We start from the raw sequence: 13,606 nt of genomic DNA, 5'->3' as shown, positions 1-13,606 counted from the left end.
GCCGAACACAACCCGAAGGAACGTCGATGAAGATCGTCCAGATCAGCGACACGCACCTGTCCGCCCGCGGCGGGCGCACACAGCAGAACTTCGAACGCGTCGTCGACTACGTGAACCATCAGGTCCGTCCAGATCTGATCGTGCACTCCGGCGACATCGTGATCATCCACCCCGATGATGCGGACGACCGTGCGCACGCCCACGAACTGATGCAGCGGTTCGCCGCTCCGGTGCTCGCCGTGCCCGGCAACCACGACATCGGTGAGCCGGGCTCTGCGCCGTGGAAGGGAATCGGCGTGACCGATGAGCGGATCGCCGCCTTCGAGGAGGTGTGGGGTCCCGATCACTGGCGCCACGACGTCGACGACTGGACGGTGCTCGGACTGAACAGCGAGCTCTTCGGTTCAGGTCTCGACCGGGAAACCGCGCAGTGGGCCTGGATCGAAGACGTGGCCGCGGACGTCCCCGACTCGCAGCGGGTGATCGTATTCCTGCACAAGCCGATCTGGACTGCGCTGGACGAGCCGGTCGGGCACGCCGTCGACATCGGGGAATCCCGTACCCGGTTGCTCACAGCTCTCGGGAAGATGTCACTCGCCGCCGTCGGCAGTGGGCACCTGCACTGCTACCGGCAGACCGTCCGCGACGGGGTGCGCGAGGTCTGGGCGCCGTCAACCGGGTTCGTGGCCGGCGAGGGCGAATCCCTGCCCGGGCCGCTCCACCAACTCGGCATCGTCGAGTACGACTGCACCGGAGAGGCCGTGCGCGCGAGCTACCGATCCGTGCCGGACCTCGAAGACGTCACGATTGCCGCCGTGCCCGAGGTGACCGCGGCCATCGACGCACTCGGACACAGCACAGTCGGCTGACGTCGAGTGGCGGCAGTCGCGATCCCGGTTTGATCATCGTCACCGGTGACCGAACCGATCAGGAATCGAGAAGCGCCGACCACCTGGCCGCACTAGCGTCATTGCCGAGAGCCGTAGCCGGCGGCTCAGTGGTGGATGTCGCGAGGCGAAGTGACCGATGGGAGAGAGCAGATGACGAACAACCCAGGCAAGCGCAAACCCGGAACCCCCGGCGCGTTCTCGCGGTGGATGCAGCGAAAGATGAACGCCCGCATGAACCGCAAGATCCGACGCGGCCACGGCCAGTTCATGGGCATGGACGTGCTGATCCTGAACACCGTGGGTCGTCGCAGCGGACAGCCGCGGCAATCGCCGGTGGCGTGGTTCGACGACGGTGACGATGCCCGGCTGGTGGTCGCGTCGGGTGGCGGCAGTCAGAACCCGGACTGGCACGCCAATCTGATGGCGCACCCCGACAAGGCGTCGATCGAATTGCCCGGCCACGACGCCACGCCGGTGATTCCGCAGCAGCTCGACGGAGCCGAGCGTGAGCAGGCCTGGCAGCGCATCGCCGCCGCCCAGCCCCGTATCGCGAAGTACCAGAGCAAATCCGACCGGGAATACCCCGTCATCCGACTCACCGCGCGGTAAATTGCCCCGCTGCGCGTCCGTCAGGTGAGCGATCCGTCAGCGGGAGTTGTGGAGGACGTCCTCGCAGGCGCTCGACGCGACATCAGACACCCACCATCGACACCTCCGACCCGATCCGGGTGAACACCGCCGGGAACGGTGGTGTCGCCACGCACGGTGAGATGATCTGCGATCCGAAATGTGCGACGACGAGGTCGAGTTCGCGGGAGACGAACAACCGCTGGCCGTGGATTCCACTCGCCATGAAGGAGTCGAACGGGTCGTTGAGGATCCACCAGTAGTCCCGGTAGCTCATCGTGGCAGGCGAATTCGCCGATGCTCGCGGCAACCGCACCGAAGCGGTGGCTCCCTCGTTGACGGTGCTGATCGCACGCACCACCGACTCCGGCACGATCTGCCGGTCGCCGAGAGCGCCGCCGCAGCGAAGCATCTCCCCCACCTTGGCGATGTCCCGGAGGGTGGCCGCGTAGCCTCCGCAGGCGGTTTCGACGCCGGCGGCGTCGAGGATGTACCGGGCGTCCTCGTCGGCTCCGATCTTCGACCAGATCAACTCGCTCATCAGGTCCGAGACGGTCGCGCCGGTGACGCGGCTGATCAGGGCGCCCATCGCCTCGCAGCTGCCGTTCTCGTAGTGGAAGACCTCGCCGTACGGGCCGGTCGCGCGGGCCGTTTTCAATCGGTCGAGCAGGGTCGTCGGCCCGTCGTATCCGTCGGGCCGCATCCCGGGGGCCACGACTGCCCACCACCGGTGTGCCTCGACCTCACGATGGAACTTTCGTCCCCCGTAGGCCACCTGTGTCGTCATGTCGAGCAGATGACGAATGGTGGCGTCACCGAACGCCGTTCCCGCCAACTCTGGAACGTATGTGGAGACCTGATCGTCCCGCGTGAACAGTCCCCGGTCCTCGAGCATCCCGGCGAGCAGGCCGATGAACGCCTTGGCCATCGACGCGGTCAGGTGCAGGTCCTGACGGCGGAGGCCGTGCAGGTACTGCTCGTAGACGACCGCGCCGCGGTGCAGCACGATCATCCCGTCCGAATGCGAGTCGACGAGGAGCTGGTACAGGGTGCTCGCTCCTCCGCCTCCGGTCTCCACGGCGAGCCGTGAGAGGTCCTGCAATCGCTCCGGCAGTTCCCGGCGCGGACCGTCGCCGCGCCAGACTCGACGCGTGGGGCCGGTCTCGCCGACGGCCGTCGCCTGCCGCCGGACCTGCGCCGGGTCGGTGAACCCGAGCGTCCATTTCAGTTCTGCGAGTGGCAATTGCGGCACAGGGGATCTCCTCTGTCGGATCGGGATACGGGCCGGGGAACATCGAGTTTCAGGCCAGTGCGGCGAGGGCGGCGCCGGCCGTCGCGAGAACGCCGAGGCTGACGGCGGCGGGTATCAGAAGACCGAGCGGGCGGGGGTCCTCGGGGCGCCGACGGTATCGGCGGTGCCGCGTCACCGCGCCTGCGACCACCGACGCGGCAGCGACGCATACTCCGGCCACCGCACCGACGTGGGCGATGTGCGGGTGCACGAGCGCGGCGCGCACGAGTGCGGCGAGGCACAGGCAGACCGCCGGTAGCGTGCGGCGCCACGCCAGCACCGTGCGTTCGGCCTGCAGCGCCGGTGCCGGCGCGGTCACGTCGCCGCCCAGACGACGCCGAGCGCGGCGGCGAGACACACGCCGCCGACCACGGCCGGAGCCAGACGTGATGCCGGCAGCGGGACGCCGCGGCGCATCGCGGACTGCACCGACCGCCATCGCAGCAGCGCACCGACCGCGACGAGGGCGGCCAGCAGGATGCAGACCGCACCCAGGGTGTCGTGGAGCGCGGACCCGCCACGCGGGAGGGGGAACTGGCTGACCGCGACCCCGCCCGCGAGCAGAGCGAGCGCGGTACGGATCCAGGCCAGGAAGGTCCGCTCGTTGGCGAGCGTGAACCGGTAGTCGGGCTCCGTCTCCGTGTCGGCGCTCACGGGAGCAGGAGGAATCGGGCGATGCCGTTCTTCTGGATCTCGGAGGACCCGGTGAGGATCCGGAACATCCGCAGACGCTGGAACAGCGATTCCACCTCGCTGCCGCGGACGACGCCCGACTTGCCGTGGATCTGCACGGCGGCGTCGGCGATCGCGAACGCCTTCTCCGCCACGAACAGCTTGCACATGAAGGCCTCGGTCCGCGGCCGCTCGCCCCGGTCGAGCGCGGCGAGTGCGTCGTAGGTCATCGACCGGGCCGCGTAGAAGTCGGTGGCCATGTCCGCGAGGCGGTGCTGGATGCTCTGCAGCATGCCGAGCGGCGCGCCCTGCACCTGCCTGGTGCGGGCGTAGTCGAGGGACAACTCCAGGGCTCGGCGTGCACCGCCCAGCGCCGTCGGGCAGTGCAGGAGCCGGTTGACCGTGACCCGTCCGAGCCCGATCTTCAGCCCCTGCCCCACTTCTCCGAGCAACTGTTCCGGTCCGACGTAGCAGTCGTCGAGAACGATGTCGGCCTCGATGTGCTGGCCCGACATCGGGGTCTCGCCCTGCTGCACCGTGCATCCCGGGGTGTCCAGGTCGACGAGGAACGCGGAGTAGCGCGGGCCGTCGTCGCCGTCGTCTGTCATCTTGGCGATGAGGATGGAGAAGTCCGCGAACGGCCCGGCGGTGGAGAACACCTTGTGACCGGTCAGGCGCCACCCGTCACCGTCCGGGGTGGCGGTGGTGAGCATGCCGCGCACGTCGGAGCCGGCGTCGTTCTCCGTGAGCGAGAAGCAGCACGCGCGTTCGCCGCGCGTGACGGGGAGCAGGTACTTCTCGATCTGGTACTCGGTGGCGTACTGGAAGATGCTGCCCACCCGCAGCGGTCCGCCCATGTCGCCGAGTACCGAGGTCGACAGCACCCGCGGTGAGGCGCCCACTTCTTCCTTCAGGGCTGCGAGTTCGGTGAACGACAGTCCCGCGCCGCCGAGGTCCGCGGGCAGGCTGACACCGTAGAAGCCGAGTTCGCGGCTGCGTCGCCACACCGGTTCGAGCGTCTCGCGGGTGTACACGCTCTCGGAGGTGAGGCCGAGTTCGCGTTCGTAGTCGGCGAGTTCGCCGTCCAGGTAGTCACGCAGCCGGGCGACGAGGTCGTGCAGGCGAGGGTTGTGGTCGTGGGTGGGGTTCAGGGTGAAGGTCATCGACGGCTCCGCTCTCAGTTGACGTGGCGGGCGGCCTGCGCCCAGTAGGATTCGCGCACCGACTTGCGGTCGATCTTGCCGTTGCGGTTGACGGGGAGGCTGTCGACGAAGTCGATCGAGCGGGGTTTCTTCATGCGCGCGAGGCGTTCGGCGCAGTGCTCGATCAGCTCGTCCTCGGTGACCGGGGTCCGCGTGACGACGACGGCTTTGACTGCCTCGCCCCACTTCTCGTCGGGGACACCGACGACGCACGCACCGGAGACGGCCGGGTGCTCGTACAGCGCGGCTTCCACCTCGCTGCAGTAGATGTTGAAGCCGCCCGAGATGATCATGTCCTTCTTGCGGTCGACGATGAACAGGTATCCGTCGTGGCGGAAGTACCCGACATCCCCGGTGTGCACCCAGCCGTCGACGAACGTCTCGGCGCTGAGATCCGGTTCGTGCCAGTACTCGCGCACACAGTCGGGGCCGCGCGCGACGATCTCGCCGATCCCGCCGGCCGGCAGTTCGTTGCCTGCGTCGTCCTCCACGCGAACCTCGGTGTCGAATACCGGTCGCCCGCAGGACATCAGCAGTTCCGGATCGGATTCGACCCCTCGCACGACGTCGTCGCAGGTGAGCACGGTGATACCACTCGTGGTTTCCCCGAGACCGTATCCCTGCATGATGACGGGGCCGAACATCGCGACGGCGTCGCGTAGCCGTTGCGGTGAGACCGGGGCGCCGCCCACGCCGACGCACCGCAGGCTCGACAGGTCGACGTCGTTCGCGGCGGGATGGTCCATCAGCATGTTGAGCATCGTCGGAACGACGAAGGTGGTGGTGATGCGTTCCTTCTCGATGGTGCGGAGGAACAACTCGGTGTCGAAGGCAGGCAGGACGACGACCGCGCCGCCGCGGGCGAGCACGCCGAGCATCATCATCCCGGAGGCGTGGGTGATCGGTCCCGGGGCCAGGTACCGGTCCGTCTCGGTGGGCGCGCCCGTCGGGCTCATCAAGCGTTTGCGCATGTTGGCGAGTCGGTTTCCGTAGGTCTGCACGGCGGCCTTGAGTTTTCCGGTGGATCCGGAGGTGTAGTTGAGGACGGCGGGCGCGTCTTCGGGGAGGTCGGCGGCGACGGGATCGCCGAGTCCGTCGGCGAGGAGATCGGCGTATCGGTCCGCGCCGGGTGCGCTGTTCCCGTAGTCGTAGACGGCGATGTCGAGGCCCAGATCTGCGACGACCTTCAACGCGACGTCGGCGTGCGCGGCGTCGACGAACAGCGTCGTGACGTTCGCGTCGCGCAGGACGTGGCCGAGTTCGTCCGCTCCCAGGCGCGCGTTGACGGGCACGCGCACGAATCCGGCCTTGCACACGGCCATCTCGGTCACGACGAGTTCTCCGCAGTTGCCGGCGAAAGTGGCCACCGCGTCGCCGATTCCGAGGCCGGTGCGCATCAGCGCGGAGGCGAGACGGTTGGTCGAGTCGTCGAGTTCCCGGTAGGTCAGGCGACTGTCGCCGCACACCACGGCCTCGCTGTCCGGCCGGAATTTCGCACTCCGGGTGAGGTAGGTACCGAGATTCATGCAGTCTCCAAGATCGACGTGTTGATCGTTATTGGACATAGTGTCCAGCATCGGGCGCGATGTCAAGGGTGCACTATGCTGACGGAACTGCAGGCGTGAGACGAAGGGCGGAAGTCACCGTGGCCACCGAAGACCGGCGTGTGCGCCGCACCAAGCGACTGCTGCGCGACGCACTCGTCTCGCTCGCGCTCGAACGGGGATATTCCGCAGTCACCGTGGAAGACGTCACCGAACGTGCCGACGTCGGCCGCGCGACGTTCTACACGCACTACACGGACAAGGACGAACTGCTCGGCCAGATCGTCGCCGACCTCGGCGAGGACCTGAAGGAGCGGTTGCGGCCCCTCGTGTCCGACTCCTCGGTGGGGTTCACCGGCAAACCGGTGCTCGAAATGTTCCGGCACGCCGCCGAGGAACGCGACGCCTACCGCGTCGTACTGCGCGGCGAGGGCGACGGGCGCGCACTGCGCCGATTCGTCGACGAACGCACCGCCCTTGCCGCCCAGATCTTCTCGGCCCGATCCGCCGCCAACGGGGTCACACCCCGCATCGACATGGAAGTGCTGTCGCGGGCGTGGGTGGGCGAGCAGGTGGCCGTGCTGCAGTGGTGGCTCGAATCCGATCCACCACCGCTCACCCCGGAAGCCGTCACCGAAATGTTGCTGGAGCTGTCGCTGCGCGGGCGCTACTGGGCATCCGGCTTCGACGGCTCACCCTCGTCGGACGACGACACCACCTGAGAGTCGCGCACCGCGGCGCTGTCCCGTGCGTACGGCCGGTACAGCAGACCGGAACACAGCCCGTTGACGACGGTGAGCGCCACGGTCACGAGCAGGAGCGCTCCCTGCAACCCGATCGCATCGCCCAGATAGCCGACCAGCAGCGCATATCCCGCGTACGCGAGCGCCTCCACCGTCGACAGTGACACCGCGAAGGCCAGGGCCCGTTGTTCCGGGCGCACCACCGCCATGATCAGTGGACGGTTGACCACCGGTACCTGCCCTTGCAGGAACCCGACCACCGCGAAGATCGCGACGAAGAATCCGATCGACGACGTCGGCATCTGCAGCTCGACGAATACCGCTGCCGCGAAGGCCAACTGACTGGCCTGCAGCATCATCACCCGCCCACTCGCGGGCCACCGGCGGTGCACGGCGTCGTTGAGGCGGCCGCCGACCACGGTTCCGAGCAGGTACCCGATCGCGAACGGCGTAGCGACGATCGCTGCGGTGGCCGTCGAGAATCCCCGCTCCTCCACCAGGAACACGACGCCGAAACTCATGATCACGTTCTGCCCCGAGAACAGCCGTTGCACCAGGATGTAACGGAAGGTTTTGATGCGCAGCAGCTCCCGCACACCGGCGACGACGTTCTGAGCCTTCTCCTCCGCTTTCACCGCCGCGTCGCCGGCCCTGTTCTCGCCCCCGCCGGGGCGTGTGTCGTCGAGAAACACGACGACGAGAACACCGATCAGAATGCACATGCAGCCGGAGAGGACGTAGCCGTACCGCCAGCCGTCGTCGAACCCCGACAGCTGACCGAACAGCGGGGCGCTCACGCCGGTGATGATGGCGACGCCGCCGTACAGCATCCCGGTGGCCCGGCCGCGCCGTCTGTCGTCGTAGAGATCGCCCATGATCTCGAGAGCGATGGGCCCGGCGCCCGCGAAGCCCGCAGCCGCGATGCCGTACAGGATGACGAACTGGGTGAAACTGCTCGACAGGCCCGCCAGGATCACCCACACCCCCCAGAAGCCCGAGCACGTCGCAAGCACGGCCCGGCGCGAGAACCGTTTGGCCAGGAACACCCACGGAACCGCGGCGAAGATGCCCACCGCCTTGGACACCGCCACGATGACGCCGAGCGCCGACGACGAGAGCCCCAACGCCTCTCGCATCAGTGGGAACAACACCGTGGTGATGCTGTTCTCGGCGTTGTCCATCGCGGTCGAGGCCGTGAGCAGACTCAGGTTCTTCCCCCGGGTCCGCCGGCCGGCCGTCAGCGTGCGCGAGGTGGAAACGTCCAGTGCCATCTGCGTCCTCTCGACGAGTCACCCTGCGATGCRTGTGGTCCGCATCACAGGAGCCAATGCTGGCGACAGTATCCATAAATGGACGCTGTGTCTATGTTTGGCTTTTTGAGGTCCGAAATAGTGACGCGTTTTCCGGATTCACGCTCGCAGGAGAGGACTGCACCGGGACCGACCCCGTGATCACCACTGATCAGCCTCCTCACGCACCCGGTGATCGTGCAAAAACCGACCGCACACCCGTTAATCTCGAATCGACAACGGGAAGTCGACCTGCGCGGGTTCGAGGCCGTGGGAACCGGGATATCAACGAGGAGCGCGACCATGCCGATGGCACCGTTCGACCCCATCACCGCGATCTACACGCCGGCGCACGCCTGGATGTACGAGACCATCGTGGCCCCGGCCGTCTACCGCTCACGCCACGTCATCGACGAGTACTTTCTGCCGCATCTCGCATCGAACGCCCGCATTCTGGATGTCGGATCGGGCGGGGCACTGTTCACGAACTACATCGCCGACCAGCGCCCCGACGTGCACATTCTCGGCCTCGATCTGTCGGAAGCCCAGATCAAGCGCGCCACCAAACGCATGCGTCACTACGGCGACCGGGTCCGGTTCGACGTCGGCGACGCCACGCGGCTCGACTTCCCCGACCAGACCTTCGACGGTGTGATCAGCTACGGCTCCATCAAGCACTGGTCGTCGCGCGAGGCCGGACTCGCCGAGTGCGTGCGCGTCCTCAAACCGGGTGGCCCCCTGCTGATCACCGATGCGGACCGCAGTACGAGTTTCGAGGACGCCGAAAAGTTCGTGGAGAACTACAAGGCGCCGCGCGTCCTCGGCAGCATCAATCTCGCGATCTTCCACACCTGGATCGCCGGTCGCTCCATCAGCCTCGACGAGGCGCGTGACCTCGCGAGCCGACTCGATCTCGTCGACGAGCACGTCTCCCGCATCACCGAGATGCCACTCGTCATGATTTCCGGTCGTCGGCCCGCGTGAACCTCACCGTCCGTCACGTGTTCCGGGCCGGCAGTGCGGCGATGCCGCTGATGAACGCGGAGAGCAGCAGTTCCGGTTCGCCCACCGCGTGGAGTGCGGGGTGGGCGATGAAAAGTTCTTCGAGCATGACGCGCAGCTCCAGCCGTGCGAGGTTCATACCCAGGCAGTGGTGGATGTCTTTCGCACCGAAACCGAGGTGCTTACCGGCGTTCGCCCGGGTGATGTCGAACCGGCCCGGACCGTCGAAGATGCGTTCGTCGTGGTTCGCGGACACGTACCACATGACGACCTTGTCCCCCGCCGCGATGTGGGCGCCGCCGAGCTCGGTGTCGACGGTCGCGGTGCGCCGCATGTAGGGCACCGGGGAGGCGAAGCGGATCACCTCGTCGATCGTGTTGTCGATGTGGCCGGCGAAATCGGCGAGCAGCAATTCTCTCTGATCGGGGTGCTCGGTGAGCAGATGCAGCGCCCAGGCCAACGCTTGCCGGGTGGTCTCGAAACCCGCCGTGATCAGCAGGATGACGAACGAACCGAACTCGGTCGGTGTGAGGGCCTCGCCGTCGACCATCGTCGACACCAGCCGGGACGTCAGATCCTCACCGGGATCCGTCTTGCGTCTCTCACCCAGCTCGAGGGCATACCCGTAGATCTGGCCCAGGCCGGCCGCGCCGCCGGGTGCGGTGACGAACTCCTGATCACCACCTCCGGCAACGACGTCGGCCGCCGCGGCCAGGATCATCGGCCGGTCGCTCTCCGGGATCCCGATCAACTCGCAGATCACCTGCACCGGCAACCGGGTCGCTACGTCGGGGACGAAGTCGAACTCGGCATCTCGGGGAAGGTCCGCGGCGATCTGCGCAGCGTAGCCGCGCACCCGCTCGGCGATGCCCCGCACCGACGCCGCGGTGAACGCCGATTGCACGATGCCCCGCAGACGCCGGTGACGGGGATCGTCCATGGCGATCATCGACATGGCGAACTCGAGGATCTCGACCGGGACGTCGTCGATGGTGAAGCCCTTGGCCGAGGAGAAGACCTCCGGGTTCCGGCTGACCGCCACCACGTCGTCGTATCCGACGACCGACCAGAAGCCCGGACCGGCTGTTTCCGTGTGGAACTCGATCGGCGATCGCTGACGAAGCTCCTCGAACATCGCGCGACGACCCGCGAAACTGCGGTCCCAGAACGCCCGTGATGCGGGCGAGATGATTTTTTCGGACGCAGAACCCGTCACCGGTCCCCCTCGGTCGGTCGTATCGATACTGCGACCCTACTGGGGAAGCCATGGTTACGCTGATGAGGCATCACCGCAGGTCAACAGCTATGATCATAGGATCACCCGGCGGTGCGCCGGAGATGAAACGGGGAGGATCGACCTGTGGCGTCGAGGGTTCGGCTCGGCAACCTGCGAGAGGTGCGCGATCATCCGTTGGGGATGACCGAGACCGGGTTTCGCGCCGACCTGACCCAGCCCGAAGCGTTCGCCAGAGGTCGTGGCCCGTTTCCCGGTGATGCCGACAGCGTCCAGTCCGAGCGTGAACTGTTCGTCACCGCGCCGGACGACGAGGTGCTCGCGGTGGCGACGATCACCGGGGTCCGCGAGCACGACGGCGAACTCGTCGTCGACGGAGACCTGGTTGTCGATCACGAACGGGTCGGGACGCGGCTGCTGATACGAACACCGGCCGAGAACGTCTTCTCCTGCGCGGACGAGGAATCGGCGTGGGCGGGCTCGATCGAGCGGGCGCGGTGGGTCTACGTGCGGGCGCTGGTCGAGGTCGCAACGGTCAAGACGGCGTCCTACGACCGCAGGCTCGCGGGCGCAGATCCCGCCGCCGACCCCGAGCTGACCCTGGCGACTGCCAACGAGACGATGCAGGTGGTTCCGCGGTACGTGATGATCCACCGCAGCGGAAAGCTGCGTCTCGGCGGGCCGTACGCCGACACCGCGGACTGGGACGGCCACGTCGAACCCTGGACGGATTACGGGTACGTCGATTGCCTGCGCCTCGACGACGTCCTGGGCACCAGCGGCGACCTCGACATCGACGTGCTCCGGCCGCTCACGTCGCGGGCCACCGCCGCGGAACTTCTCGAGTCATTGGGCTGGGACAAGGTCATCCGTCGATTCGTCGACGACCGCACACCCCCGCAGTAGCACCGAGCCGGCAGTGATTGCCGCGGGCGCTTGGCCTGTTCGGCCGCGACCCGGGTCGGATCGGTGGCATTGTTAGTACGGGCTGTTATCTCATCGTGGTGCGGCACGCGGCCGCACAGGTGCTACTCGGCTGGGCTTCGTCCAGCCGCCGAAGTTCATTGCAGAAGGCATGATCCGTTACCACTCGACGGGAGTTCATCGCATGGCCACGCACACCCATCTCGGACACATCTTCCACATCGCCGGCACACCGAAAGTAACCGAAGCCGCGGCCGCCCTGGTATCGATTCCCGACGGCGCCCTGGTGCTGGACGACGGCGGGCGAATCGTGTTCTGCGGTGACCGAGCCGAGATCCCGTCGGATTACGAGTCCGGCACCGTGCACGACCACAGGCCCGGCTTTCTGCTGCCGGGGTTCGTCGACACCCACATCCACTTCCCGCAGACCTACGCCGGCGACTCCTACGGCGGTGGTCAGCTGCTGGAATGGCTGACCCTGTGCATGTTCCCGTCGGAGACGAAGTTCGCCGACCCGGAGTTCGCGCAGCAGGCGGCCGTCGAGTTCACCAACCGGCGCATCTCCGCGGGCACCACGGCCGCCATGGTGTTCGGGTCGGCGTTCCCACATGCGCAGGACGCGTTGTTCACCGAGACGCAGAAGGCCGGTCTGCGGATCGTCAGCGGCCGCGGAATTCAGACCGTCGGCGGCGAAACCGCTCAGCCGCTGATGACCTCCGAAGAGGACGCGATCCGGCTCACCCGCGAGGAGATCGAGAAATGGCACGGCGCCGACACCGGCGATGTCGCCACGGCGTTGCTGCACGTGGCAATCATCCCGCGGTTCTCGCTGTCGGTGACCCCCGAGACCCTGAAAAATCTCGGAGAACTCTACGAAGAGGTCCGCGACCGCGGGGTGTACGTGCACTCGCACCTCAACGAGAACAATCGTCCCGGCACCGGCGAGGTCGACTCGACCAAAGAGACCTATCAGGTGAATTCATACCTGGACACCTACGACGGGAAGTTCCTGCCCGGTTCGGAAGTGGGCGGGAAGAGCCTGCTGGGCCGACGCACCATCCTCGCGCACTGCGTGCACTGTCAGGATGTCGAGCTCGAACGGATGGCCGAGACCGGCACGTCCGTCTCGCACTGCCCGATCTCGCAGCTGTTCCTGGGATCCGGAACGATGCCGTGGAAGCGCACCGTCGCGTCGGGCGTCAACATCTCGGTGGGAACCGATTTCGGCGGCGGCGACGAATGGCTGATTCCCCGGGTGCTCGGCGACGCGTTCAAGGTGCACATCACCGAGGCCGGTGACGACGGGGTGTCGATGCATCCGGCCGAGATGCTGTTCGTCGGCACCCTCGGCGGTGCCCGGGCACTGGACATGGAGGGCCGGTTCGGCAATTTCGACGTCGGGAAGGAAGCCGACTTCGTCGTCGTCGACCCGTCCGGCACGCCTGCGCTCGACGGCCTGCTGCGCAACGCCGTTCGCGCCGCCGATCCCGATCTGGCCCGCGATCAGACCCTGTTCGCGTTGCTGATGGGGATACGCGACACGTCCATCTCCGAGGTCTACGTCGCAGGCCGGAAAGCCAAGGCGTCCTAGACGGGTGGTTTCCCGTGACCGCCGGACGACCTCACGGTCGACCGGCGGTCACGGCTAGGGGTTCACCGACGAATGGTGGTTGGCGATCAGCCACTTTCCGTCTTCGTACCGATAGACCCACGTCACCCTGGCCGCCACATCTTGACCGTAGGCGTTGATGACCCAGCGGCCCACGTTGTAGGCGAGGTTGCAATCCGAATATTTGACACTTTCTTCCATGCGGGCAATGGGATCGGCCTTGATCAGGTTGACGAAATACTCCGTTATTTCCTCCGGAGTGTCGGCCATAGGCACCGACAGGGTCGGCAGCAGCACCGCATCCGGCCGGTACAACGCGGCGACCCTGCTCGCGTCACCGCTTTCCAGTGCGTCATTCCAACTCGTGAGGAGCGCATCCAGTTCACTGTCTGTCGCGCGCACGCAATTGTCTTCGGAGTCAGAGGATCTGCCCGAGGAACAGGCGACCGCCGAAATCGCCAACGCGAGAATCGCGAAGCCCGAGCCGAACGGTGTGGTATTCATACCAACCTCCGCGGAGAAAGGCGCCTACCGGAATTGACCCGCTAACCGATAAAGCGTAACTCCGGGGCCTGGCTC

14 protein-coding genes are annotated in these 13,606 nt (G+C 66.8%); 6 read left to right on the top strand and 8 right to left on the bottom strand.

Features of this window, described 5'->3' with window-relative positions:
• Positions 1 to 26: 26 nt before the first annotated feature.
• The gene (locus tag AC1D1G_RS04515) at positions 27 to 869 is read left to right on the top strand and encodes a metallophosphoesterase family protein (protein ID WP_477951352.1); all 843 of its coding nucleotides are present in this window, start codon (positions 27 to 29) and stop codon (positions 867 to 869) included.
• A gap of 171 nt (positions 870 to 1,040) precedes the next feature.
• Positions 1,041 to 1,499 (top strand): nitroreductase family deazaflavin-dependent oxidoreductase, encoded by a 459-nt coding sequence (locus AC1D1G_RS04510; protein ID WP_477951351.1) that lies wholly within the window; start codon positions 1,041 to 1,043, stop codon positions 1,497 to 1,499.
• 82 nt (positions 1,500 to 1,581) lie between these two features.
• On the opposite strand, the gene AC1D1G_RS04505 is transcribed toward AC1D1G_RS04510, so the two are convergent.
• From AC1D1G_RS04505 to AC1D1G_RS04485, 5 genes are read right to left on the bottom strand one after another with little or no spacing between them, the layout of a single operon-like run.
• Positions 1,582 to 2,769 (bottom strand): serine hydrolase domain-containing protein, encoded by a 1,188-nt coding sequence (locus AC1D1G_RS04505; protein ID WP_283335752.1) that lies wholly within the window; start codon positions 2,767 to 2,769, stop codon positions 1,582 to 1,584.
• Positions 2,770 to 2,818: 49 nt separating this feature from the next.
• A complete protein-coding gene (locus AC1D1G_RS04500) occupies positions 2,819 to 3,127 on the bottom strand; it encodes a DUF202 domain-containing protein (RefSeq protein WP_283353052.1) in 309 nt (102 codons plus the stop codon).
• On the bottom strand, positions 3,124 to 3,462 hold the full coding sequence (locus tag AC1D1G_RS04495; RefSeq protein ID WP_283353053.1) for a YidH family protein: 339 nt from the start codon (positions 3,460 to 3,462) through the stop codon (positions 3,124 to 3,126). Before AC1D1G_RS04495 ends, AC1D1G_RS04500 begins: the two co-directional genes overlap by 4 nt.
• Positions 3,459 to 4,643: an acyl-CoA dehydrogenase family protein gene (locus AC1D1G_RS04490; protein ID WP_477951350.1), complete on the bottom strand. Its 1,185-nt coding sequence runs from the start codon at positions 4,641 to 4,643 to the stop codon at positions 3,459 to 3,461. Before AC1D1G_RS04490 ends, AC1D1G_RS04495 begins: the two co-directional genes overlap by 4 nt.
• Before the next feature lie 14 nt (positions 4,644 to 4,657).
• Positions 4,658 to 6,208 carry an acyl-CoA synthetase gene (locus tag AC1D1G_RS04485; RefSeq protein WP_477951349.1) on the bottom strand — a complete coding sequence of 517 codons (1,551 nt, stop codon included), beginning with the start codon at positions 6,206 to 6,208 and terminating at the stop codon, positions 4,658 to 4,660.
• Between the two features lie 119 nt (positions 6,209 to 6,327).
• Between AC1D1G_RS04485 and AC1D1G_RS04480 the strand changes: the two genes are divergently transcribed.
• Positions 6,328 to 6,948, top strand: coding sequence for a TetR/AcrR family transcriptional regulator (locus tag AC1D1G_RS04480; RefSeq protein ID WP_283335757.1), 621 nt, complete (start codon positions 6,328 to 6,330; stop codon positions 6,946 to 6,948).
• Here the strand turns inward: AC1D1G_RS04480 and AC1D1G_RS04475 are convergent.
• Positions 6,894 to 8,240 carry an MFS transporter gene (locus AC1D1G_RS04475; RefSeq protein ID WP_477951348.1) on the bottom strand — a complete coding sequence of 449 codons (1,347 nt, stop codon included), beginning with the start codon at positions 8,238 to 8,240 and terminating at the stop codon, positions 6,894 to 6,896. The two genes, AC1D1G_RS04480 and AC1D1G_RS04475, sit on opposite strands and share 55 nt — an antisense overlap.
• Before the next feature lie 321 nt (positions 8,241 to 8,561).
• On the opposite strand from AC1D1G_RS04475, the gene AC1D1G_RS04470 reads away from it, so the two are divergent.
• Positions 8,562 to 9,242, top strand: a complete 681-nt coding sequence (locus tag AC1D1G_RS04470) for a class I SAM-dependent methyltransferase (protein ID WP_283353058.1) — start codon at positions 8,562 to 8,564, stop codon at positions 9,240 to 9,242.
• 13 nt (positions 9,243 to 9,255) lie between these two features.
• Here AC1D1G_RS04470 and AC1D1G_RS04465 read toward each other — a convergent pair whose 3' ends face one another.
• Positions 9,256 to 10,476 (bottom strand): cytochrome P450, encoded by a 1,221-nt coding sequence (locus tag AC1D1G_RS04465; RefSeq protein ID WP_283335760.1) that lies wholly within the window; start codon positions 10,474 to 10,476, stop codon positions 9,256 to 9,258.
• A gap of 144 nt (positions 10,477 to 10,620) precedes the next feature.
• Between AC1D1G_RS04465 and AC1D1G_RS04460 the strand changes: the two genes are divergently transcribed.
• Positions 10,621 to 11,400, top strand: a complete 780-nt coding sequence (locus AC1D1G_RS04460; RefSeq protein ID WP_477951347.1) for a hypothetical protein — start codon at positions 10,621 to 10,623, stop codon at positions 11,398 to 11,400.
• Positions 11,401 to 11,602: 202 nt separating this feature from the next.
• On the top strand, positions 11,603 to 13,009 hold the full coding sequence (locus AC1D1G_RS04455; RefSeq protein WP_477951346.1) for a guanine deaminase: 1,407 nt from the start codon (positions 11,603 to 11,605) through the stop codon (positions 13,007 to 13,009).
• Positions 13,010 to 13,063: 54 nt separating this feature from the next.
• Here AC1D1G_RS04455 and AC1D1G_RS04450 read toward each other — a convergent pair whose 3' ends face one another.
• Positions 13,064 to 13,531, bottom strand: coding sequence for an SgcJ/EcaC family oxidoreductase (locus AC1D1G_RS04450; RefSeq protein WP_477951345.1), 468 nt, complete (start codon positions 13,529 to 13,531; stop codon positions 13,064 to 13,066).
• Between the last annotated feature and the right edge of the window lie 75 nt (positions 13,532 to 13,606).

Source organism: Rhodococcus sp. P3_B8 (genome assembly GCF_056402775.1).
The sequence above is the reverse complement of the archived record's forward strand: the minus strand, read 5'-3'. Positions and strand labels throughout refer to the sequence as shown.